Source organism: Synechocystis sp. LEGE 06083, from assembly GCF_015207725.1.
Classification (GTDB): domain Bacteria; phylum Cyanobacteriota; class Cyanobacteriia; order Cyanobacteriales; family Microcystaceae; genus Synechocystis; species Synechocystis salina.
The window spans coordinates 1-20,991 of the sequence record NZ_JADEWJ010000006.1 but is presented as its reverse complement, the minus strand read 5'-3'; the positions used below and the strand labels follow the sequence as shown (position 1 = coordinate 20,991).

Annotated in this window: 19 protein-coding genes; 14 read left to right on the top strand and 5 right to left on the bottom strand. The window is 47.7% G+C overall.

Annotated features, from left to right (window positions below):
• Position 1: 1 nt before the first annotated feature.
• Positions 2–1,126: a hydrogenase formation protein HypD gene (gene hypD / locus IQ219_RS00935; RefSeq protein ID WP_194071425.1), complete on the bottom strand. Its 1,125-nt coding sequence runs from the start codon at positions 1,124–1,126 to the stop codon at positions 2–4.
• A gap of 397 nt (positions 1,127–1,523) precedes the next feature.
• Here hypD and IQ219_RS00930 point away from each other — a divergent pair, with 397 nt between their 5' ends.
• The 9 genes from IQ219_RS00930 (at position 1,524) to IQ219_RS00890 (ending at position 9,607) form a co-directional block, all read left to right on the top strand.
• Positions 1,524–2,198, top strand: a complete 675-nt coding sequence (locus tag IQ219_RS00930) for a hypothetical protein (protein ID WP_190596756.1) — start codon at positions 1,524–1,526, stop codon at positions 2,196–2,198.
• 816 nt (positions 2,199–3,014) lie between these two features.
• Complete coding sequence (hoxE, locus tag IQ219_RS00925) at positions 3,015–3,542, top strand: bidirectional hydrogenase complex protein HoxE (protein ID WP_190596753.1); 528 nt, start codon at positions 3,015–3,017, stop codon at positions 3,540–3,542.
• A gap of 198 nt (positions 3,543–3,740) precedes the next feature.
• The gene (locus tag IQ219_RS00920; protein WP_194019919.1) at positions 3,741–5,342 is read left to right on the top strand and encodes a NuoF family protein; all 1,602 of its coding nucleotides are present in this window, start codon (positions 3,741–3,743) and stop codon (positions 5,340–5,342) included.
• 40 nt (positions 5,343–5,382) lie between these two features.
• Positions 5,383–6,021, top strand: a complete 639-nt coding sequence (locus IQ219_RS00915) for a Uma2 family endonuclease (protein ID WP_194071424.1) — start codon at positions 5,383–5,385, stop codon at positions 6,019–6,021.
• Between the two features lie 26 nt (positions 6,022–6,047).
• On the top strand, positions 6,048–6,764 hold the full coding sequence (gene hoxU, locus IQ219_RS00910; protein WP_194019921.1) for a bidirectional hydrogenase complex protein HoxU: 717 nt from the start codon (positions 6,048–6,050) through the stop codon (positions 6,762–6,764).
• A 47-nt stretch (positions 6,765–6,811) separates the two neighbouring features.
• Positions 6,812–7,360, top strand: a complete 549-nt coding sequence (locus IQ219_RS00905; RefSeq protein ID WP_194019922.1) for an oxidoreductase — start codon at positions 6,812–6,814, stop codon at positions 7,358–7,360.
• 50 nt (positions 7,361–7,410) lie between these two features.
• Positions 7,411–7,671, top strand: coding sequence for a hypothetical protein (locus IQ219_RS00900; protein ID WP_194019923.1), 261 nt, complete (start codon positions 7,411–7,413; stop codon positions 7,669–7,671).
• Between the two features lie 32 nt (positions 7,672–7,703).
• Positions 7,704–8,132 (top strand): type II toxin-antitoxin system VapC family toxin, encoded by a 429-nt coding sequence (locus tag IQ219_RS00895; protein ID WP_194019924.1) that lies wholly within the window; start codon positions 7,704–7,706, stop codon positions 8,130–8,132.
• 50 nt (positions 8,133–8,182) lie between these two features.
• Positions 8,183–9,607: a Ni/Fe hydrogenase subunit alpha gene (locus IQ219_RS00890; RefSeq protein WP_194071423.1), complete on the top strand. Its 1,425-nt coding sequence runs from the start codon at positions 8,183–8,185 to the stop codon at positions 9,605–9,607.
• Between the two features lie 233 nt (positions 9,608–9,840).
• Here the strand turns inward: IQ219_RS00890 and IQ219_RS00885 are convergent, their stop codons facing one another.
• From IQ219_RS00885 to atpD, 4 genes are all read right to left on the bottom strand, one after another.
• A complete protein-coding gene (locus IQ219_RS00885) occupies positions 9,841–11,064 on the bottom strand; it encodes a beta-ketoacyl-ACP synthase (protein WP_228016615.1) in 1,224 nt (407 codons plus the stop codon).
• Positions 11,039–12,556 carry a pitrilysin family protein gene (locus tag IQ219_RS00880; protein WP_228016614.1) on the bottom strand — a complete coding sequence of 506 codons (1,518 nt, stop codon included), beginning with the start codon at positions 12,554–12,556 and terminating at the stop codon, positions 11,039–11,041. Before IQ219_RS00880 ends, IQ219_RS00885 begins: the two co-directional genes overlap by 26 nt.
• A 199-nt stretch (positions 12,557–12,755) precedes the next feature.
• A complete protein-coding gene (atpC, locus tag IQ219_RS00875) occupies positions 12,756–13,166 on the bottom strand; it encodes an ATP synthase F1 subunit epsilon (RefSeq protein ID WP_190596739.1) in 411 nt (136 codons plus the stop codon).
• A 148-nt stretch (positions 13,167–13,314) separates the two neighbouring features.
• Positions 13,315–14,766 carry a F0F1 ATP synthase subunit beta gene (atpD, locus tag IQ219_RS00870; RefSeq protein ID WP_194019926.1) on the bottom strand — a complete coding sequence of 484 codons (1,452 nt, stop codon included), beginning with the start codon at positions 14,764–14,766 and terminating at the stop codon, positions 13,315–13,317.
• Positions 14,767–14,920: 154 nt separating this feature from the next.
• Between atpD and IQ219_RS00865 the strand changes: the two genes are divergently transcribed.
• The 5 genes from IQ219_RS00865 to IQ219_RS00845 all read left to right on the top strand — a co-directional run bounded on the left by IQ219_RS00865 (position 14,921) and on the right by IQ219_RS00845 (position 20,949).
• Positions 14,921–16,906, top strand: coding sequence for a response regulator (locus IQ219_RS00865; protein WP_194071422.1), 1,986 nt, complete (start codon positions 14,921–14,923; stop codon positions 16,904–16,906).
• A 95-nt stretch (positions 16,907–17,001) separates the two neighbouring features.
• Complete coding sequence (locus IQ219_RS00860; RefSeq protein ID WP_194071421.1) at positions 17,002–18,138, top strand: hybrid sensor histidine kinase/response regulator; 1,137 nt, start codon at positions 17,002–17,004, stop codon at positions 18,136–18,138.
• Positions 18,139–18,189: 51 nt separating this feature from the next.
• Entirely contained in the window at positions 18,190–19,383 is a 1,194-nt protein-coding gene (locus IQ219_RS00855; protein ID WP_228016613.1) for a glycosyltransferase family 1 protein, read from the top strand.
• A gap of 20 nt (positions 19,384–19,403) precedes the next feature.
• Complete coding sequence (locus tag IQ219_RS00850; RefSeq protein WP_190596729.1) at positions 19,404–19,967, top strand: Uma2 family endonuclease; 564 nt, start codon at positions 19,404–19,406, stop codon at positions 19,965–19,967.
• A 97-nt stretch (positions 19,968–20,064) separates the two neighbouring features.
• Positions 20,065–20,949: a transglutaminase family protein gene (locus IQ219_RS00845; protein WP_194019931.1), complete on the top strand. Its 885-nt coding sequence runs from the start codon at positions 20,065–20,067 to the stop codon at positions 20,947–20,949.
• The last annotated feature ends 42 nt before the right edge of the window (positions 20,950–20,991 follow it).

Genomic DNA, 20,991 nt, shown 5'->3' with positions numbered 1-20,991 from the left:
ATTACATTGCCCCCATTGCCACGGACTCCGGCACCTGTTGGCGGTAACGGTAATAGGCCGCACAGGCCCCTTCCGAAGAAACCATGGGGGCTCCCAGGGGTTGTTCTGGGGTGCAGGTCGTACCAAAGGCTGGACAATCGCTAGGTTTCCGTTGTCCCTGTAAAATTTCGCCGCTAATACACACCGTTTCCCCCATCGTTGGAGCCATGGTTTGCAGTAGGGACGCAAATTTAATTCCGGCATCCCAAGGCGCAAATGCTGGACTTAGCCCCAAACCGCTGGCAGGAATTAATCCTAAACCCCGCCAATGGCGATCGACTGGTTCAAATACTTGATCAATAATTTTCTGGGCATGGGCATTGCCCTGGGGTTGGACCGATCGCCGATATTGGTTGTCGCAAGTGAATTGTCCCGACTCCAGTTGGCGCACACAGGCAAGGATGCCCTGCATAATATCCACCGGTTCAAAGCCAGTAATAACTATAGGCACTTGGTATTTTTCAGCAATGCGTTGATAAGCTCTTTCCCCAGTCACTGTACAGACATGGCCTGCCGCTAAAAAGCCCTGCACGAGGGAATCGGGATTGCCTAATAAGGCTTCCATGGCCGGGGGCACCAACACATGGGCGCAAAGCAAACTAAAGTTATGCACCTGTTGGGCCCTAGCTTGGTGGAGAGTCATGGCGGTGGCGGGGGCTGTGGTTTCAAAACCTACCCCAAAAAACACCACTTCCCGATTAGGGTTTTCCCTGGCGATCGCCAAACAGTCCAGAGGAGAATAGACAATGCGGACATCGCCGCCCTGGGCTTTAACGGTTAATAAATCCGCCCCACTGCCGGGCACCCTTAACATATCCCCAAAGGAACAAAAAATTATCTCCGGTTGCCGGGCCAACCATAAAGCCTGATCAATTAATGCCATCGGGGTGACACACACAGGACAGCCGGGGCCATGGATCAGAGTCAAATCCTTTGGCAACAAAGTATCCAAACCATATTTGACAATGCTGTGGGTCTGGCCGCCACAAATTTCCATCAGCGTCCAAGGTTGGCTGATCTCCCTGGCGATCGCCTGACGGTAATGGGCCACCACCTCGGCATCCCGATATTCATCAACGTATTTCATAGCTAAAATTTGGCGAACTGATCCCAAGGTTAACGAAAATTTTCAGTAATAGTTAATTCTGGTCAAGTTGGAATGTGCTGGAAAAGTCTGCAAGCGATGGTCAATTTTCCCTAGTCCTCTTGAATAAGAAGCAGATATTCAGTAAGTTTCTGCTTGCAAGAGTATTTAGGCTGATTTTTTAGATGATCATGGCACTTCTCCCACGCTTGCCCAGCTTTTTATGTCCTAAGCAATGGCAACAAGTAGGGAATTTTATTGCTAAAGTGGAAATAGAAAAACAATATTTTAAGGGTTAGTTGATGTAGTCTTTAATATCTTTTTACGACAAAAATATCATGTCAAAATTTCCCCCTGCTGACCACTCTTTTCATCCCATCCATCAGTTAGTATAGTTAAAATGAATTTTGATCTTTCAAAACTAAGTAGCATAAAAGTTGAGTCTTTGGTACAGCAAGGGTTAGATACCATTCTCAATCGCCAAGCCAAAGCGGAAGCTTTATCGGCGGAAAAAGTTAGTTTGATCAAAAAATCCCTGGATCAAAAGGGGGAATTATACCGACTGCCCCCCAGCCATAAATTTACCATTGCTGCCTATCAAGTACGCTATCAAAATTCCGTTGGTTCCATTCTTATCACCCTGGATAACCTGCGGGAATTCAATAAAATGTTAGACCAAGAAATTTTGCAAGAAGCAAGTAAAGGTCATCTCCGCAAAGCAGACCGATACATTCGCCAAAAGCGCAACGTTGACATCACTACATACACCCATCGCATCAAAGGTTATCGGGTTACCCAAGCCAAAGCAAAAATTCTTACCTGGATTATTGACTGGGACTTTCATAAGCAATCATCGGACGAAAGCTCCTATGGTAGCGGCACTGCTAGGGCCTTAATGCAGGAATTGGCAGTTAGCTTCCTTGACCATCCCGACGCCAAGAATAGTAGACAAGATTATTTAGACGCCATCATGACCCTAAACTGGGTCAAAGAAATTTTGCAGACGGCTAAACCATTCTATAGCCACAGCCAAATTACCCATAAAATCATCTACCACCACCACTTAGACAGTTAGTTATTCACTAATGGGTCCGACGGTTAATGCTAACAATTTATCTAAGTGACTTGTAACCATCCCATGGTTGACCACACCGGGCAAACTATGTTTTTAACTATCTATTGAAAAAATTATCCCAATATTAAACAACACCCAGAACCTAGTAACTAGTCTTACTAACCCTCCTTTCTTCGAGCATGATTGGAGCTGCAAATACCTAATACAAGGGCAATGCCTATCTCCCATGGCTAGCAATTGGGGCTGTGACTGTTTTCGGTTTGGGTGTTGTCCGCTATCTGAGCGATGAAATGAGAAACAAACGAGACAGATTTAGAAAGAAACAGCTCAGTTTTACCTCTCTTGTTAAACTAGGGTTTTCGGACGGAAGTGGCTGTTTGTATCTGCCAGTGAAGCCTTTCTGCTCCATGTATTTAATGTACAAAATCCTACCAAGAATGGCAACCCATATTTAACTTTATTCATTTAAAAAAAGCAAAGGCTATTAATTTTGTTGCGAAATATTAACAAAAGCTGCAGCAGTTTATTTGAGCTATTTTTGTCGCATAAAACAACTTTTTTGTTGTCTAAATTGTCGATATTAAACCATCGATATTGAAGAAACCTAAAGATTTGTTCGCTTTTTAAAAAGTTGGTGTAACAATGAAGACAACCAGATAAAGATTCAGTTCGTTATTGTGGGCAAGATTGTGGAGAAACGAAAATTTTTCCCTAATCAAGGGTGGCAATCAGGTTAATTTTTGCAGTCAAAATTTCCTGGTTTACGCTTTCCCCCATCTTTTATCGGCTGTATTGCTCCTTTTTGAGGGTTTTTCCATGACCGTTGCCACCGATCGCCAAACTACGCCCCCATCTGCGGCCCATCCTAGTGGAGACAAGCGTTTTAAGGTGTTGGATGCCACCATGAAGCGTAACCAATTTAATCAGGATGCCCTCATTGAAATTCTTCACAAAGCCCAGGAGATTTTTGGCTATCTGGAGGAAGATGTCCTACTCTATGTGGCCCGGGGGCTCAAACTCCCCCTCAGCCGAGTGTTTGGGGTGGCGACTTTCTATCATTTATTCTCCCTTAAGCCCAGCGGCAAACATACCTGTGTGGTTTGTTTAGGAACAGCTTGTTACGTCAAAGGAGCGGGGGATTTGCTGAAAACCCTGGATCGAGAAATCCATCTCCAGCCCGGAGAAACCACCGAAGATGGCCAAATGTCCTTGGTGACGGCCCGTTGCATTGGAGCCTGCGGCATTGCTCCAGCGGTGGTCTATGATGGCAAGGTTTTGGGCAAGCAAACTGATGATGCGGTGTTGACGGCGATCCAACCTTGGTTAGGCAACACTGAAGTTTAATTAAAGCTTAAGCATTGATTTATGCAGTAGTTGCTACTACTTAAGTTATCAATGCTGGATAAAGGTCTAAATAATTGGCGATTTTTAGTAGTAATTGTTTTTTATCATTGCCATCCATGGCCATTGATTAATCAAATTTCACTCCACTTTTCTAGTTAAATTCCATTGCTCCACCACCAACCGAGGATTTAAGGTTTTATGGATATCAAAGAATTAAGGGAAATTGCTGCCAAAAGCCGGGAGAAACAAGCAAAAATTCGCGTTCGCTGTTGTAGTGCCGCCGGTTGCCTTTCTTCTGAAGGGGAGGCGGTGAAAAAAAATCTCACCACGGCGATCGCCGAAGCGGGCTTAGGGGACAAGGTGGAAGTCTGTGGGGTGGGCTGTATGAAGTTCTGTGGTCGGGGGCCCCTAGTAGCGGTGGATGACCGGAACCAACTCTACGAATTTGTCACCCCAGAACAGGTGGGGGATATTGTCAAAAAATTGCAAGAACCCGATGCGATTCCGGAAACCGGCTTAATCAGTGGCGACCCGCACCATCCCTTCTACGCTCTGCAACGGAATATTGTCCTAGAAAATTCCGGCCAGATTGATCCCGAGTCCATCGATGAATACATTGCCCTGGGGGGCTACGAACAGCTTTATAAAGCCATCTATGAAATGACTCCAGAGAAAGTGATCACGGAAGTGCAAAAAAGTGGTCTGCGGGGTCGGGGTGGGGGCGGCTATCCCACCGGCTTGAAATGGGCCACAGTGGCCAAAATGCCCGGTCAGCAGAAATATGTTATCTGCAATGCTGACGAAGGTGATCCCGGTGCTTTCATGGACCGCAGTGTTTTGGAAAGTGATCCCCATCGCATCCTAGAAGGAATGGCGATCGCCGCCTATGCTGTGGGGGCCAACCATGGCTACATCTATGTACGGGCGGAATATCCCCTGGCCATCCAAAGACTACAAAAAGCTATCCAACAGGCCAAACGCTACGGCTTAATGGGTACCCAAATTTTTGATTCTCCCATTGATTTCAAAGTGGAAATCCGGGTGGGGGCCGGCGCCTTTGTCTGTGGGGAAGAAACAGCTCTCATTGCCTCAGTGGAAGGGAAACGAGGCACGCCCCGACCGCGACCACCCTATCCAGCCCAATCGGGTTTATGGGCAAGTCCCACCCTAATTAACAACGTCGAAACCTACGCTAACGTCGTACCCATTATTCGGGAAGGGGGCGACTGGTATGGGGCCATTGGCACTGAAAAAAGTAAGGGCACTAAGGTCTTTGCTTTGACGGGGAAAGTGGAAAATGCCGGTTTGATTGAAGTTCCCATGGGCACAACAGTGCGGCAAGTGGTGGAAGAAATGGGGGGCGGCGTACCCGATGGCGGCCAAGTCAAAGCTGTGCAAACTGGGGGGCCTTCCGGAGGCTGTATCCCCGCCGATAAATTGGATACACCCATCGAATATGACACCCTATTAGCCTTGGGGACCATGATGGGGTCGGGGGGCATGATTGTTATGGACGAAACCACCAATATGGTGGACGTGGCCCAGTTTTATATGGATTTTTGCAAATCGGAATCCTGCGGCAAGTGTATTCCCTGTCGAGCCGGAACAGTGCAACTTTATGACCTTTTAACCCGCTTTTTAGAAGGGGAAGCCACCCAGACAGACTTAGTTAAATTGGAAAATCTTTGCTACATGGTGAAAGAGACTAGCCTCTGTGGGTTAGGAATGAGTGCTCCCAACCCAGTAATTAGTACCTTGCGCTATTTTAAACATGAGTATGAAGCTTTGCTTAAAGTCTAGTTTGATGGTTTGTATGTCAAATTAATTCTCCTGAAACGCCATGACTGTTTTAACTGTGCCCATCAAAAGTGATACTTGGATCAAGGCCTCTTGGGAAGAATTTATCCAAGCTGCTGAAAACCCTGATTATGAAAAGGGTAAATTTTATTACTATCAAGATCATCTAAGAATAGAAATGTCCCCTGTTAGCAGGGATCATGCTGGAGACCATGGCCTTGTGAATGGTGCTCTTGGTCTCTATGTTGCCTTAAGAAATATTCCAGTAACAATCCGTGATACCTGTAGTTACCGTCAACCTGGTCAATGGGAAGTACAACCTGATATTTCTTGCCATGTGGGGGATAATGCTATGGCTATTCCCTATGGAACGGGTATTGTCAATTTAAATGATTATCCTCCCCCCGATTTGGTCATTGAAATTGCCAATACTTCCTTAGCTGATGATCAAGGAAAAAAACGACTACTTTATGAAGATTTAAGCGTTAAAGAATATTGGATTGTGGATGTGAAAGTCACTAAAATTCTGGGGTTTAAAATGAAAAATCAAGGGAGCTACCAAATTAGAGAATCTCTAGTTCTTCCTGGCTTAAAACTGGCTATTTTAGAAGAAGGGTTACAAAAATCACGTCAAACTAACCATAGCGAAGTGATGCGTTGGCTACTTCAACAGTTTAGTTAATTTATTTTCAGAGGAGTTTTTTGCCAATGTCTGTTGTTACCTTAACCATTGATAATAAGGCGATCGCCATTGAGGAGGGGGCTACGGTGCTCCAGGCTGCCAAAGAAGCAGGAGTTCCTATTCCCACCCTCTGCCATTTAGAAGGCCTTTCTGAAGCCGCCGCTTGTCGTTTGTGTATGGTGGAAGTGGAGGGGACTAATAAACTGATGCCTGCCTGTGTGACGGCGGTCAGTGAAGAAATGGTGGTGCATACCAACACAGAAAAGCTGCAAGATTACCGACGCATGACGGTGGAATTACTCTTTTCCGAAGGTAACCATGTCTGTGCCATTTGTGTTGCTAACGGCAATTGTGAATTGCAAGATATGGCTATTACGGTGGGCATGGACCATAGCCGTTTTAAATATCAATTTCCCAAGCGGGAAGTGGATTTATCCCATCCTTTATTTGGTATTGACCATAACCGTTGCATTCTCTGTACCCGTTGTGTGCGAGTTTGCGATGAAATTGAAGGGGCCCATGTCTGGGATGTGGCCTATCGCGGGGCCGAATGCAAAATTGTTTCTGGTCTGAGCCAACCCTGGGGAACGGTGGATGCTTGCACTTCCTGTGGCAAATGTGTCGATGCCTGCCCCACTGGTTCTATTTTCCATAAGGGAGAAACCACCGCTGAAAAAATTGGTGATCGCCATAAGGTGGAATTTTTAGCTACGGCCCGTAAAGATCAACAATGGACTCGATAATTTCCATAACTTTTACTCTGAAAGTAACCTAGATAAACCCTAAAAATATGTCTAAAATTCGTTTTGCTACCGTTTGGCTCGCCGGTTGTTCCGGTTGTCATATGTCCTTTCTGGATATGGATGAATGGTTAATCGAGTTGGCCCAAAAAGTGGATGTAGTTTTCAGCCCCGTTGGTTGTGACTTGAAAGAATATCCCGACAACGTTGATGTTTGCCTAGTGGAAGGGGCGATCGCCAACGAAGAAAATTTAGAATTGGCCCTGGAGTTAAGGAAAAAAACAAAAGTAGTAATTTCCTTTGGCGACTGTGCCGTTACGGCCAATGTCCCCGGTATGCGCAATATGCTTAAAGGCAGTGATCCGGTTCTGCGTCGAGCCTATATTGAACTGGGGGACGGCACTCCCCAACTACCCGATGAACCAGGCATTGTCCCGCCCTTATTAGACAAAGTTGTCCCCTTACACCAAGTAATTCCAGTGGATATTTTTATGCCCGGTTGTCCCCCCGACGCCCACCGCATTCGAGCAACATTGGAGCCGCTATTAAATGGAGAACATCCCCTGATGGAGGGACGGGCAATGATTAAGTTTGGCTAAAATTAAGTTTTCCCCACGGTTTGCAAAATCAGTATTTAGGAGATTGAACAATGAATATTCAATTGGTAGAATCCTTGGTTCAGATAATTCAGAGTCTTTCCCTGGAGGAACAAAAATTATTGAAGAGTCAATTGGAACAAATAGAAGAAAAAAAAGATAACTGGGAAGAAGTATTAGAAGAGATTGAAGCTAGCAAACAAAAAGATCTATCTGTACGTCAAGGAAAAAAAATTGAGCTTTCTATTACAGAAATCATTCATCAAATGCGAGAAGAAAGAGACCAACAGCTGCTAGAAACTTGGCAATCTTGATTAGGTTTAATAATTAAACTAGTTTAAATTCAATGGTAAATATCTGTATCGATAACAGTTTTTTAATTCTTTTGCTTACCAAGGAAGATAGTTCTAACAAAGCTCAGTTGTTGTGGAGGGAGTGGCAAACAAAAAACAACACTATTATCGCCCCTAAATTAATTTATTACGAAGCCAGTAATGTCCTACACCGTCTCCAGAGATTTAAGCAAATTGATTCCGCTCAAGAAAAACTTAATCTTGTTTTTAAACTGAACATCAAGATCTATGAGTATGACCAGTTGCACCAAGATGCTTTGACGATCGCCGAAAGATTTCAATTGCCGGCCGCCTACGATGCCCATTATTTAGCTTTAGCAGAAAAAATGCAGATAGATTTTTATACTTGTGACAAAAAAATGTTCAATTCCGTACAACAAAATTTTCCTAGAATAAAATTAGTTGCCACCAATAGCAGTTAATTTTGTTCAGTTATCATATCAAAAAAAATTACATTAATTGACTTACTATCATGTCTAAAACTATTGTTATTGATCCCGTTACCCGCATTGAAGGCCACGCTAAAATCTCTATTTTTCTCAATGACCAAGGCAACGTCGATGATGTCCGCTTCAATGTGGTGGAGTATCGGGGCTTTGAGAAATTCTGTGAAGGCCGCCCCATGTGGGAAATGGCCGGTATTACCGCCCGCATTTGTGGCATTTGCCCTGTGAGCCATCTCCTTTGTGCGGCTAAAACCGGGGACAAGTTACTGGCGGTGCAGATCCCTCCGGCTGGCGAAAAACTACGACGGTTAATGAATTTGGGGCAAATTACCCAATCCCATGCCCTTAGTTTTTTCCATCTCAGCAGTCCTGATTTTCTGCTTGGTTGGGACAGTGACCCCGCTACCCGGAATGTGTTTGGCTTAATCGCCGCTGATCCCGATTTAGCTAGGGCCGGCATCCGTTTACGACAATTTGGCCAGACGGTGATTGAACTTTTAGGAGCCAAAAAAATCCACTCCGCTTGGTCTGTGCCTGGGGGAGTACGATCGCCCTTGTCCGCAGAAGGAAGGCAGTGGATTGTGGACCGTTTACCAGAAGCAAAAGAGACCATTTACGTCGCTCTAAATTTGTTTAAAAATCTCCTAGACCGCTTCCAAACTGAGGTGGCAGAATTTGGTCGGTTTCCCTCTTTATTTATGGGACTAGTGGGAACCCATGGGGAATGGGAACATTATGGTGGCCATTTGCGGTTTACCGACAGTGAAGGCAATATTGTGGCCGATAATCTCAGTGAAGATAATTACGCTGATTTCATTGGTGAGTCGGTGGAAAAATGGTCCTATTTAAAATTTCCTTACTATAAGCCCCTAGGTTACCCGGACGGTATTTATCGGGTTGGCCCCTTAGCCCGCCTTAATGTTTGTCATCATATTGGCACCCCGGAAGCAGACCGAGAATTAGAGGAATATCGTCAACGGGCTGGAGGCGTAGCCACGTCTTCCTTCTTTTATCACTACGCCCGTTTGGTGGAAATCCTCGCCTGTTTAGAAGCCATCGAATTGTTGATGGATGATCCAGATATTTTGTCCAAAAACTGTCGAGCCAGGGCGGAAATTAACTGTACCGAAGCAGTGGGGGTAAGTGAAGCACCCAGGGGAACCCTATTTCACCATTACAAAGTGGATCAAAATGGTCTGATTGAGAAAGTTAATCTGATCATCGCCACGGGTAATAATAACTTGGCCATGAATAAAACCGTGGCTCAAATTGCCAAGTATTACATTCGCAATCATGATGTGCAGGAAGGCTTTTTAAACCGGGTAGAGGCAGGTATTCGTTGCTATGATCCCTGTCTTAGTTGTTCCACCCACGCGGCGGGGCAAATGCCATTGATGATTGATTTAGTGAACACCCAGGGGGAAGTAATTCAATCCATTCGGCGGGACTAGTCGCCAGGACAAAAAGCAGGCGTAATTAGACAAAAAAATACCCCGGTATAACCGAGGGCATATCTAGGAGAACTCAATGTCAATGGAAGGTACCGAAACCCCTAGAACCCGTGCCCTTAATAGTTCTTGCAAAGGAATTCTGTCGGGTTTCCATAGCCTTATGTTCTTTATAGTAAACATAATGTTAATTTTTGTCAACGAGACTTGACGTCCGGTTCATTTTATTGATAAGACTATGCCCCCACGGCGATCGCCCCGTTTTGTCCCCCAAAGCCAAAGCTGAGACATAGGCCGTAGGCTAAGCGCCCATGGGCCAAGGGGTTAATGGAGGTGAAATTGAGGGGAAATTCCGGTTCCCTTAAGCCGACACAGGGAGGCAATTTTTGCTGGTGCAGGCTCAGTAATGTTAAGGCCACGGCGATCGCCCCGGAAGCCCCCAGGGTATGGCCGGTGGCCCCTTTGGTGGAGGTGATTGGTGTATTTGGTGCGAACATGGTTTGAATTAAGGCCGCTTCCCGCTGATCATTAAAAAGGGTGCCGGTGCCGTGGGGATGGATAAGACTAATCTGTACTGGAATTAAGCCACTACGGGTTAAGCAATGTTTAACTGCTTTTTGGGCACTGCGATTATCAAAGGCGGGGGTACTGCGATGGAGAGCATCACAACTAAAACCCCAACCTAAAATTTCACCGTAAATTCTGGCCTTTCTCTTTTCGGCCAAGGCTCGGCTTTCCAACACCAATAATGCCCCCCCTTCCCCTAACACTAGACCCTGGCGCTGGCGATCGAAGGGGTAGCAACCATCGGTTGCTAGCGTCGCCATTTTACTAAAACCGGCCAATGTGAGCGGTGTAATGGGGGCTTCCACTGCTCCGGCCAAAACCCGTTGGCAATGACCTGTTCTAATTAACTCCACCCCCTGGGCGATCGCCCATAATCCGGTGGCACAGGCCGCCATGGGACATTGCATCACCGTTACCTCTGGTAGAAGTTGGGCGGCGAGACGGGCGGCCTGATCGGGTAAGGTCTGCCACCAATCTACCGGCCCAAAGTTAGGCGCCACCGGGGGCTTAGTATTACTGCCAACCCAATCTTCCCAATGGCCCTGGCTGGCTCGACTAGAACCGATCGCCACGCCCCAGGGTTCTTCCGCGGGATCAAGTAGGGCATCGTCAAGGGCAGCCTGGACTAATGGCGGCACCAACTGCCCTAGGGAACGGGGATAATCTCCTCGCAGTGCCAAAGGTAACGGTGGCAAGTTAGTGAAGGGTTGCTTGGGCTTGATGGCCGTTTGTCCCTGTAACAACTTCTCCCAGGTTTGTAATTGATCGCCCAGGACAGTGTCGAGGGCCAGACCCGTAACCACCACTCCTGTGGCTAGAGCATCTATTGGAACCGTTTTCTGCTTCCCCTGCCCATCCATGGCCCGATTAACTGTTAGCTTCGGGAATGGCAATTTCCAACATTTCCACCCGCCGGTCTAGGGCTTCTAATTCATCCTTCAGGCGATCGCCTTGGCCCACAATGACCGCAATCATCTGTTCGGGGCGGAGATACTTGGCCGCTACCCGTTGCACGTCTGCCACCGTGGTGTCCATCACCGCCTGTTGGTAGGTGAAAATAAAATCCTCTGGATAACCGTAATACTCGTAGGTCATCAACCGGGAAAGGGTTTGCCCCGGTCTTTCAAAGTTAAAGACAAAGGAATTCAAAATTGAGTCCTTGGCATAGGCCAATTCTTCCGGGCTTACTTCGGTGATGCGTAACTTTTCAAACTCTTGTAACAGAGATTGGAGAAACTGCACTGTGGTTTCTGTGCGGGTAGGGCCCCCAGCTAAGAAATAACCGGGATAGTCATAGCGGGCCTGCCAACTACCGGAAACACTATAGGCTAAGCCCTGGGTAGAGCGGATATTGTTAAATAACCTGCCTGCAAAGCCCCCCAGGACCCCATTCATCACCGACAGGGCGGCGTAATCAGGGCTGTCCACCATGCCGCCAATTTGCCCCAAAAGCACATTGCTCTGGGTAACGTGGGGCAAATTAACCAAAAAAACTTCACTGTCATTAACCTGGCTAGCACTGGGGGGAGTTAACTGGGGAGCCGTTCCCGGCACTTGCCAATTACCAAATTTTTCCGCAATGGTTTGCTTGATGGTTTCCCCGTCGAAGTCTCCCACAATACCTAGAATCATCTGGTCGGGACGGACGTAGCGTTGATGAAAATCAACAATATCCTGGCGGTCAATATTGGCTAAGGTTTGGTACTCCACCGTGCGGGCGTAGGGACTGGTGGAGCCATAGAGCATTTTGCTAAATTCCCGGCTGGCAATATCCCCAGGGTCGTCGTTGCGACGGGCAATGCCTCCCCGCAGTTGGTTTTTGGCCAAGGCAATTTGGGCTTCGTCAAAGGCTGGGGTTTGGAGTACTTGGGCAAAGAGGTCAAACACCAAGTCAAAGTCCTTACCAAGGGAAGAAAAACTAGCGGAACCAGAGGCGGTGCCAATGCTGGTTTCAATGGCGGCGGCCTTTTGCTCCAATAAATTGTTCAGTTGGGCGGGGGAATACTGCTCTGTGCCCCCCAACCGCATAGTAGCGCCCGTCAACTGGGCTAACCCCACTTGATCCGCTGGTTCCCAACGGGCTCCTGCCCGCATTACTACTGACCCTGATACCAGGGGCAGTCTCCGGTCAGGCATTAGATAGACCACCAAACCGTTGGGCAGAGTGTAACGTTCGTAGTCCGGCAGATTGATTTCCGGCAGGGGGGGGAACGTCAATTGGTCATGGGTTTTGGGCTGGGCTCCCAGGTCCCTCGCTATGGCCGGGGCTAGGGAAAGATTACTAAAAACGACGATCGCCATTACCAGGGTGGCCACCAGGACGAACCGTTGCCAGGCATTGGGGCTAGAGACCACTGTTTTGGGAGTTTTCCAAGGATTTTTCATAGGGCAAACAAGGCGATCTAGTATCCACAGTCCCCATTGTTTATCGGTTAAATCTGTCGTGGGGCTGGGGCGAAAGCAAAAACGGTGACTAGTGCCAAGGCAAAAGCCTCCCCAATGCTAACAGTGCTTCAACACTGGGAAGACTTTGACTAGCCAAGCTGGGCTGGGCCATTGTGCTGACCAATGACAACCGTCCCAACTAGACAGCGCCACCGGCTGCTTGTAGGCGAGCCCGAGCTTTTTTGTAATTGTTAGAAGCTTTCAGTTGGTTGGGTTTATCTTCCCCCCGGTTTGCTTCTTCCAAAGCACCTTGGGCTTCGGTGTAGGCTTGGCGGGCCGATTCAGCATTGATCTCTGTGCCCAACTCGGCACCATTGACCAATACTTTCACTTCGTTATTTTCTACCTCAGCAAAGCCCCCCATGACTGCAATATTTTTCCAGTCCTTACCAGGGCGCACCCGCATGACCCCAATTTCCAAAGCGGTGAGTAGGGGAGCGTGATTACTGAGGATACCCAGTTGGCCGGTGGTGCTGGGCAAAATCAGTTCCTGTACTTCTTCATCCCAAACCACCTTATCCGGTGTGATTACCCGTACTGTTAACGTCATTTTTAGGAATTTCCCTTTGATAGCGTTTCTATGCAAACAACTGGCGATCGTCGACCAGGAAAGCAGGGGGAATAAAGCAATGGTCATCCTAGAAAACCATTCCTATTCCCCCTAATTCTCCCAACTTAGACCCCAGACAAATCAGCTCTTAGCCCTCTTTGAGCTTAGCTCCTTTAGCCTTAGCTTCCTCGATGTCTCCCACCAAGTAGAAAGCCTGCTCTGGTAAATCATCCAATTCGCCGGCCAGAATAGCTTTGAAGCCTTTGATGGTGTCGGCTAGGGACACGTACTTGCCGGGGGCACCGGTGAACACCTCTGCCACAAAGAAGGGTTGGGAAAGGAAACGCTCGATTTTCCGAGCCCGGTCCACCGTCAAACGGTCTTCCTCGGACAATTCATCCAAACCAAGAATGGCAATGATATCCTGCAATTCTTTGTAGCGTTGCAGGGTAGATTGCACTTCCCGAGCGGTGTTGTAGTGCTCTTGCCCAACGATGGAGGGCTGGAGCATGGTGCTGGTGGAATCCAAGGGATCCACGGCGGGGTAAATACCTTTAGCGGCTAAACCACGAGAAAGTACGGTGGTACCATCCAGGTGGGCAAAGGTGGTGGCGGGAGCGGGGTCAGTTAAGTCGTCCGCCGGTACATACACCGCTTGGATAGAGGTGATGGAACCTTCCTTGGTGGAGGTGATGCGCTCTTGCAAATCCCCTACGTCCGTACCGAGGGTAGGCTGATAACCTACGGCAGAAGGCATCCGACCCAACAGAGCCGATACTTCCGAGCCAGCTTGTACGAACCGGAAAATGTTGTCGATGAAGAGCAATACGTCTTGTTTGTTCACATCCCGGAAATATTCCGCCATGGTCAAAGCAGTTAAACCAACCCGCATCCGAGCCCCGGGGGGTTCGTTCATCTGACCGTACACCAGAGCGATTTTAGACTCTTCCGGTTTGTCGGCGTTGATGACGTTAGACTCGATCATCTCGTTGTAGAGGTCATTCCCTTCCCGGGTCCGTTCCCCCACACCACCAAATACGGATACTCCCCCGTGTTGGATGGCGATGTTGTTGATCAATTCCATCATGATTACGGTTTTGCCCACACCGGCACCACCGAATAGACCGATTTTGCCACCCTGACGGTAGGGGGTAAGCAGGTCAATTACTTTAATGCCGGTTTCAAATACTTGGGGCTTGGTTTCTAGGTCCACCAGTTTGGGGGCGGGGCGGTGGATCGGGAAGGTTTCTCCACTGGGCACTGGGCCTTTGTTGTCCACGGGCTCACCGAGAACATTGAAAATACGACCGAGGGTGCCGATTCCCACGGGAACGCTGATGGGGGCCCCGGTGTCCACCACGTCCATACCCCGGACGAGGCCATCGGTGGTGCTCATGGCTACGGCGCGGACCTGGTTGTCGCCGAGAAGCTGCTGCACTTCACAGGTAACAGCTACTTCGTTACCAGCAGAGTTTCTGCCTTGGACTTTAAGGGCATTATAAATACGGGGCAATTTACCACTGGGGAACTGGGCGTCAATTACAGGCCCGATGACCTGGGTAATTTTGCCAACGTTAGTTGCTTCTTTTACGGCTACCATGCTGATTGTCTAGGAATTTGTTTATAGTTAGACTACAGGATTACTGTTTAGTTTTGGTCAAATTTGCCATCTTTAAGGGTATCACTTTGGGGCTGTCCCCAACTGGTGGGATGGTGCAAATCCTAGGCTGATAGGCGATCGCCGGGGGGAGGTTTTGGAGCAAAAGTTGGAACGGGAAGATTGTCTGAGGGCGATTGCGAGAACTTTGCTGGAAAAGGACTGGGCCACGGCAGTCCATTTTGCCATGGAGCAACTGGGGCTGTTGTTTGGTTGTCAGCGGGTCCATGTGATTTACCATGATCCGGCCAAGGACTGTTTACATATGGCGGAAGAATGGTGCGCGGTGGGTACTGCTCCTCGGTTATCAACTTTTCAAGGGGTGCCGGTGGCCACCTATCCCTGGATCTGGGCTAATTTGCAGGACGGTGACGGTGTTTTGGTGAGGGATGTGGAGCAAATGCCGCCGGAGGCTGAGATGGATAAGGCCTCCCTGCAGTTTGATCTGGTGAAATCTATCTTGGTGGTGCCCATGGTTAAGGATGCCCAAGTGTTGGGCTACATTAGCCTGGTTCATCTCCATGGCAACTATGGCTGGAACCCGGAGGAATTAAACTTGGCCAAGCTGGTGGGGCAATTTTTGGCGATCGCCCAAGCCCGGCACCAAGCAGAAACAACCCTGACCCAAGCAAAGGAAGCGGCGGATGCGGCCAATCGGGCTAAAACGGAATTTTTGGCCAGCATTAGCCATGAATTGCGTACTCCCCTCAATGCCATCATTGGTTTTAGCCAACTGTTACATCGGGATCCCAGTTTGGCCCCCCACCGTCCCACCCTGGATATCATCAACCGGAGCGGCGAGCATTTACTAGAGCTGATTAACGACATTCTGGAAATGTCCAAAATTGAGGCAGGCCGCACCACCCTAAATGAAAAAACCATTGATTGCCATCGTTTATTGGACAATCTACAGGCCCTTTTTCAACTGCGAGCCCAGGAAAAACAATTACTCCTCCAGGTGGAACGATCACCAGAGGTGCCCCAATGGATTAAAACCGATGGGGGCAAGTTGCGGCAGGTGTTGATTAACTTGTTGGCCAATGCCATTAAGTTTACGGATCAGGGCGGTGTCACCTTGAAGGTTAAATATCTGACTTCCCCTACTCCCCAGACCAAGGGGGGTGAGGAAGCATCCATCTGGCTCCATTTTTTGGTATCGGATACGGGGGCGGGCATTGCTTCCCATGAGATGGATCAACTGTTTGTGCCCTTTGCCCAGACAGAAACGGGGCTGAAGTCTTGCCAAGGTAACGGTTTAGGGCTGCCCATCAGCCAAAAATTTGTGCAGTTGATGGGGGGACAAATTCAAGTCAGGAGTAAGGTCAATCAAGGCAGTGCTTTCTTTTTTGCCATTCCAGTGCAGGTGATGGCGGCCCCCAATCCGACTCCGGAAATCTCGGCGGCAATTCTCCCTTCTCTGGACCAGTACAATCAAAAAATTCTCGTGGTGGATGACCGCCCGGAAAGTCGGCTATTGCTGTGCCAATTGCTCACCAGCCTAGGCTTCGTTGTCCAAGAGGCAGAAAACGGAGAAATGGCGATCGCCCTGTGGGAGAGTTGGCAGCCCCAGGTGATTTTAATGGATATGCAAATGCCGGTGTTGGATGGTCGAAGTGCGACCGAAAAAATTAAAGCTAGCCCCCAAGGGCAACATACGGTCGTCATTGCCCTCACCGCCAGTGCCTTTGAAGAAGAACGGACGGAAATCCTGGCCTCTGGCTGTGACGATTTTTTACGCAAGCCTTTCCGCCCCGAAGAATTGATCGCCCTCCTAGCCAAACACCTGGCCGTATCTTTACCTTCCCAGATTCAACCACCGGCTTCCCCTCTCCGACCCTTTCCTGTCATCACAGCTCCGTCCCTATTAGAACAATTGGCTCAGACCCCCCCATCCTGGCGACAACAGATGACGAAAATGGCCCTAGAATGCAATGACGATGAACTGATTGCCCTGGTTGAGTCCCTGCCGACTTTGTCACCATCCCTGGCTCACCTATTGTCCACCTGGGCTAGGGAATACCGCTTTGAACAGATTTTCCTGACGATTGAATCCAGTCTTGGGGAGATGACCCCAGTGGGGTAACCCAATTGATATTCCCAACTGTGACAACAGGTGCTTAAAATTCGTCTCAACTTTAACTTTTCTTTCCCCTCCATCAATTCCCGCAGGCGATCGCCATGGGCCAGGACTGTAAAACCCTTTTTATTGTCGATGACACCCCGGACAATGTACGGCTACTGGCTAATCTTTTGTCTGCCCATGGTTACCGAATCCGCAAAGCATTGGATGCCAATTTCGCCCTCAAAAGTATTGAGCAATCCCCGCCGGATTTGATTTTACTAGACGTTAATATGCCCACCATGAATGGCTATGAAATGTGTGCCCAGTTAAAGTCCAATCCCGATACCCAGGAAATCCCCATTATTTTCATCAGTGCCCTAGATAACGTACTTGATAAAGTCAAAGCTTTTAACCTGGGGGGAGCGGACTACATCACCAAGCCGTTTCAAATGGAGGAAGTGCTGGCCCGCATTGAGCATCAACTGCTCCTGCTACAACAAAAACATCAACTGCGGGCAGAAATTCAAGAACGAAAGCGGGCGGAACAATCCCTGGAAGTTTCCCTGCGGGTGGTGTCCCACGATCTCCGCAATCCTGTGTTGGGGCTGTCCATGGTGCTCAACAATTATCTTAAACGGGCCGATCCAAACCAAACGGAACTTTCCCTACCCCGCCAAACCCTGGAGCAGATGGCCCACAGTTGTGAACGTCAATTAGCCTTGATCAATTCCCTGGTGGAAAGCCAACATTGGGAACAGCAGGGGGTTCCTTTGGTGTTGCGACGCCTTGATCTGGGCACCCTAGTGAGGGATTTTGCCCAGGAGTGGTCGTTGGGACTAGGGGAGCAGGAAGTAACCCTTAGTTTGAATCTGGGGGAAAATTTGCCCTTATTCATGGGGGATGCCAATTTCATCTGGCGGGTGTTGGAAAATTTGTTGGCCAATAGCCTTAAATACAATCCTTTACCCCGCTCCCAACCTTTGAACATTACCATCACAGTTACGGCCCTAGACCAAACCCTAACCTGTCGAGTCACAGATAATGGGGTAGGTGTGGACCTGGCCATCGCTGACCGAGTTTTTGAACGCTATCAACGCGGCGATCGGGATAATAATCCCCTAGGGCTAGGTTTAGGGCTATATGTTTGTAAACTAATTGTCGAAGCCCATGGTGGCAAAATTGGTCTCAATACCGCCGTTAGTAAAGGGGCAGAAATTTACTTTACCCTCCCCTTGGAAAAAGTTCCCGCTTAAAATTTTGGCATCTAGAGATTATTTATCAACAGTGAGCAAAGTTAATTGGTGATGCTAAAAGTTTGTGTGGATGCTACAGCCATAAGGGGCCAATTGAGTGGCATTGGTTTTTATAATCTCAGCCTTCTGCGGGCCCTTAATCAACTACAGCATAGCCAACAATTTCAAGGGCAATTTTCCCTCCAAATTTATTATCAACCAGGGTTTAAAGATTGGTTAAGGGGAAAGTGGCAAAAAAATAACTATCTATCTGAATTTGCTAATTGTACTTGCTTACCCTTGCCGGTTACCTTGAGCGATCGCCTGGTTGGTTTTGCCAATCCCATTATAAATTTGTTAGAAAAACGCCTAGGCAAACCGGATCTTATCCATGGCACCGATCACTACATTTTTCCTAGCCGACAAAGTATAAACTTGTTAACAATTCACGATTTAACCTTCCTCAAATTTCCGGAATTTGTTCCCCCCATTGTCCAACGCTATCACCAAAGAATTTTACGTTGTTTACCCTTTGCCCAGGGAATTTTAACCTTTGCCGAGAGTACCAAGCGGGAAATTAGCCATTATTATCAATTTCCTCCGGAAAGAATTTTTGTTACCCCCCAGGCTAGCCGATACCATCCACTATTATCAACGGAGTCAACCTCTCTAGAAAGTGATTTGGCAAACGATCCATTGTCAGCCGCCATTCCCTATAATTTTGCAGTGCCCTATTTTCTTTTTGTTAGCACCCTGGAACCCCGCAAAAATGTGGTTGGCCTGATCGAAGCTTTTAATTTATTCAAACAAGTCACGAAAGCTCCCCACCAATTAGTACTCATCGGTCAACTGGGCTGGAAATATGAACCCATCTTAACGGCGATCGCCAATTCTCCCTATAAAGATCAAATTCATCGTTTGGCTTATATTCCCAACCAATGGTTAGCCCTGTTTTATCAAAGAGCCACCGCTTTTGTTTATCCTTCTTTTTACGAAGGTTTTGGTTTGCCCGTGGTGGAGGCTATGAACTTTGGTTTGCCGATAATTACCGCTAACGCTGGATCCCTACCGGAAGTGGTGGGGGACAGTGGCGTATTAGTGGATCCCCAAGATCCCCAGGCTTTAGCGTTAGCATTAGAAAAAATAGTTGCCAACCCGGATTGGCAGAGGCAATTAAAACAAAAAAGCTTAACTAGGTCTAAGGATTTTTCCTGGGAACACACTGCCCGCAAAACCCTAGAAGTTTATCAGTCTTTAACTCATTAACCTATGATGACAGGATAACTATGCTACAAATTGCGCCCCCTTCAATCAGCTTAGAAGATTTTCTCAATTTACCAGAAACTAAGCCTGCAAAAGAATATCTGGAAGGACAAGTTATTCAGAAACCCATGCCCCAAGGAAAACATAGTGTCATTCAAGGAGAATTAGTTTCAGTCATTAATGCATCTTTGAAAGTTCAAAAAATTGCTAGGGCATTTCCCGAATTACGTTGTACTTTTGGTGGTCGTTCCATCGTCCCGGATCTGTCTATTTTTGCTTGGTCTAACATTCCCAGGGAAGCTAACGGTGAAATTGCTAACTCTTTTCTCCTTGCTCCCAATTGGGCGATTGAAATTCTTTCTCCGGATCAAAGTCAAACTAGGGTAATTAGAAATATTCTCCATTGTCTCAATCATGGTACCCAAATGGGCTGGTTAATTGATCCTGACGAGCAGATTATTTTTACCTATACTCCAGGAGCACAGACGAATATTTTTGCCCAAACGGAGCAAATTATACCAGTGCCAACCTTTGCTTCTACTTTGCAAATCAGCCTTGGTTTAGTTTTTAATTGGCTCTTGGAATAAAGTTATTACTATAGCTTTAAAAATTCAAAAATATCTATTAATTCTTAAGATTTTTCCAGCATATCCTTCCATAATCGACTCTAGACTCTTCAATTTTATGGCAACCTATCACATCGAACATCACACTGAATATCGCTTTAATCAGCCCGTTTATTTACGTCCCCACCGTTTACGCCTCAGACCCCGCAGTAATGGTTGGCAAAATTTACTGTCTTACAAACTGATCATTGATCCCCTCCCCTCCGAATCAGCGGCAATTACGACCCTGGATGGCAACGCTGAGGAGAAGATTTGGTTCACGGATCCCACCGAAAAGCTGGCGATCGCCGTGGAATCCGTTGTGGAAACCACCATGAAAAATCCCTTTAACTTTTTGGTGGAACCCTGGGCTTTAAAGTTACCGTTTGACTATCCCCAATCCCTGGCGCAACAATTGCGGGGTTACCTGGTGCCTTATGAGGGTCGCCTCGATCCGGTGGCGGTGGAACTAGCTCAGGACATTGCCCATGACTGTCAGCGGCAACCAATTACTTTTTTGCAAAATTTGACCCAAAAGTTATATGAACATTGTACCTATACGGTGCGGGCCACGGGGGAACCCTGGGAAGCGGGGGTTACCTGGCGGGGTAAGGAAGGTTCCTGTCGGGATCTAACAGTCCTATTTATGGAAGTCTGTCGGGCCATGGGTTTGGCCGCCCGATTTGTCAGTGGTTACGAAGTGGGAGACCCGGAAGTTAATCAATGGGAACTCCATGCTTGGGCCGAGGTGTATTTGCCGGGGGCCGGTTGGCGGGGCTATGACCCCACCCATGGTTTGGCCGTTGGCGATCGCCATATTGCTTTGGTGGCCAGTGCCATTCCCGCCTATTGCAGTCCGGTGGGGGGAGAAGTGGCTCCAGTGAAAACTTTTCTGGAAACGGGTTTGGCGGTGCAGTCAGAACTAGAAACGGCAGTAAAAATTACTGCTGTGAATGATGCTTAATTTAAATATTAACCCGCCGATCAATAATTACTAATTATCTAT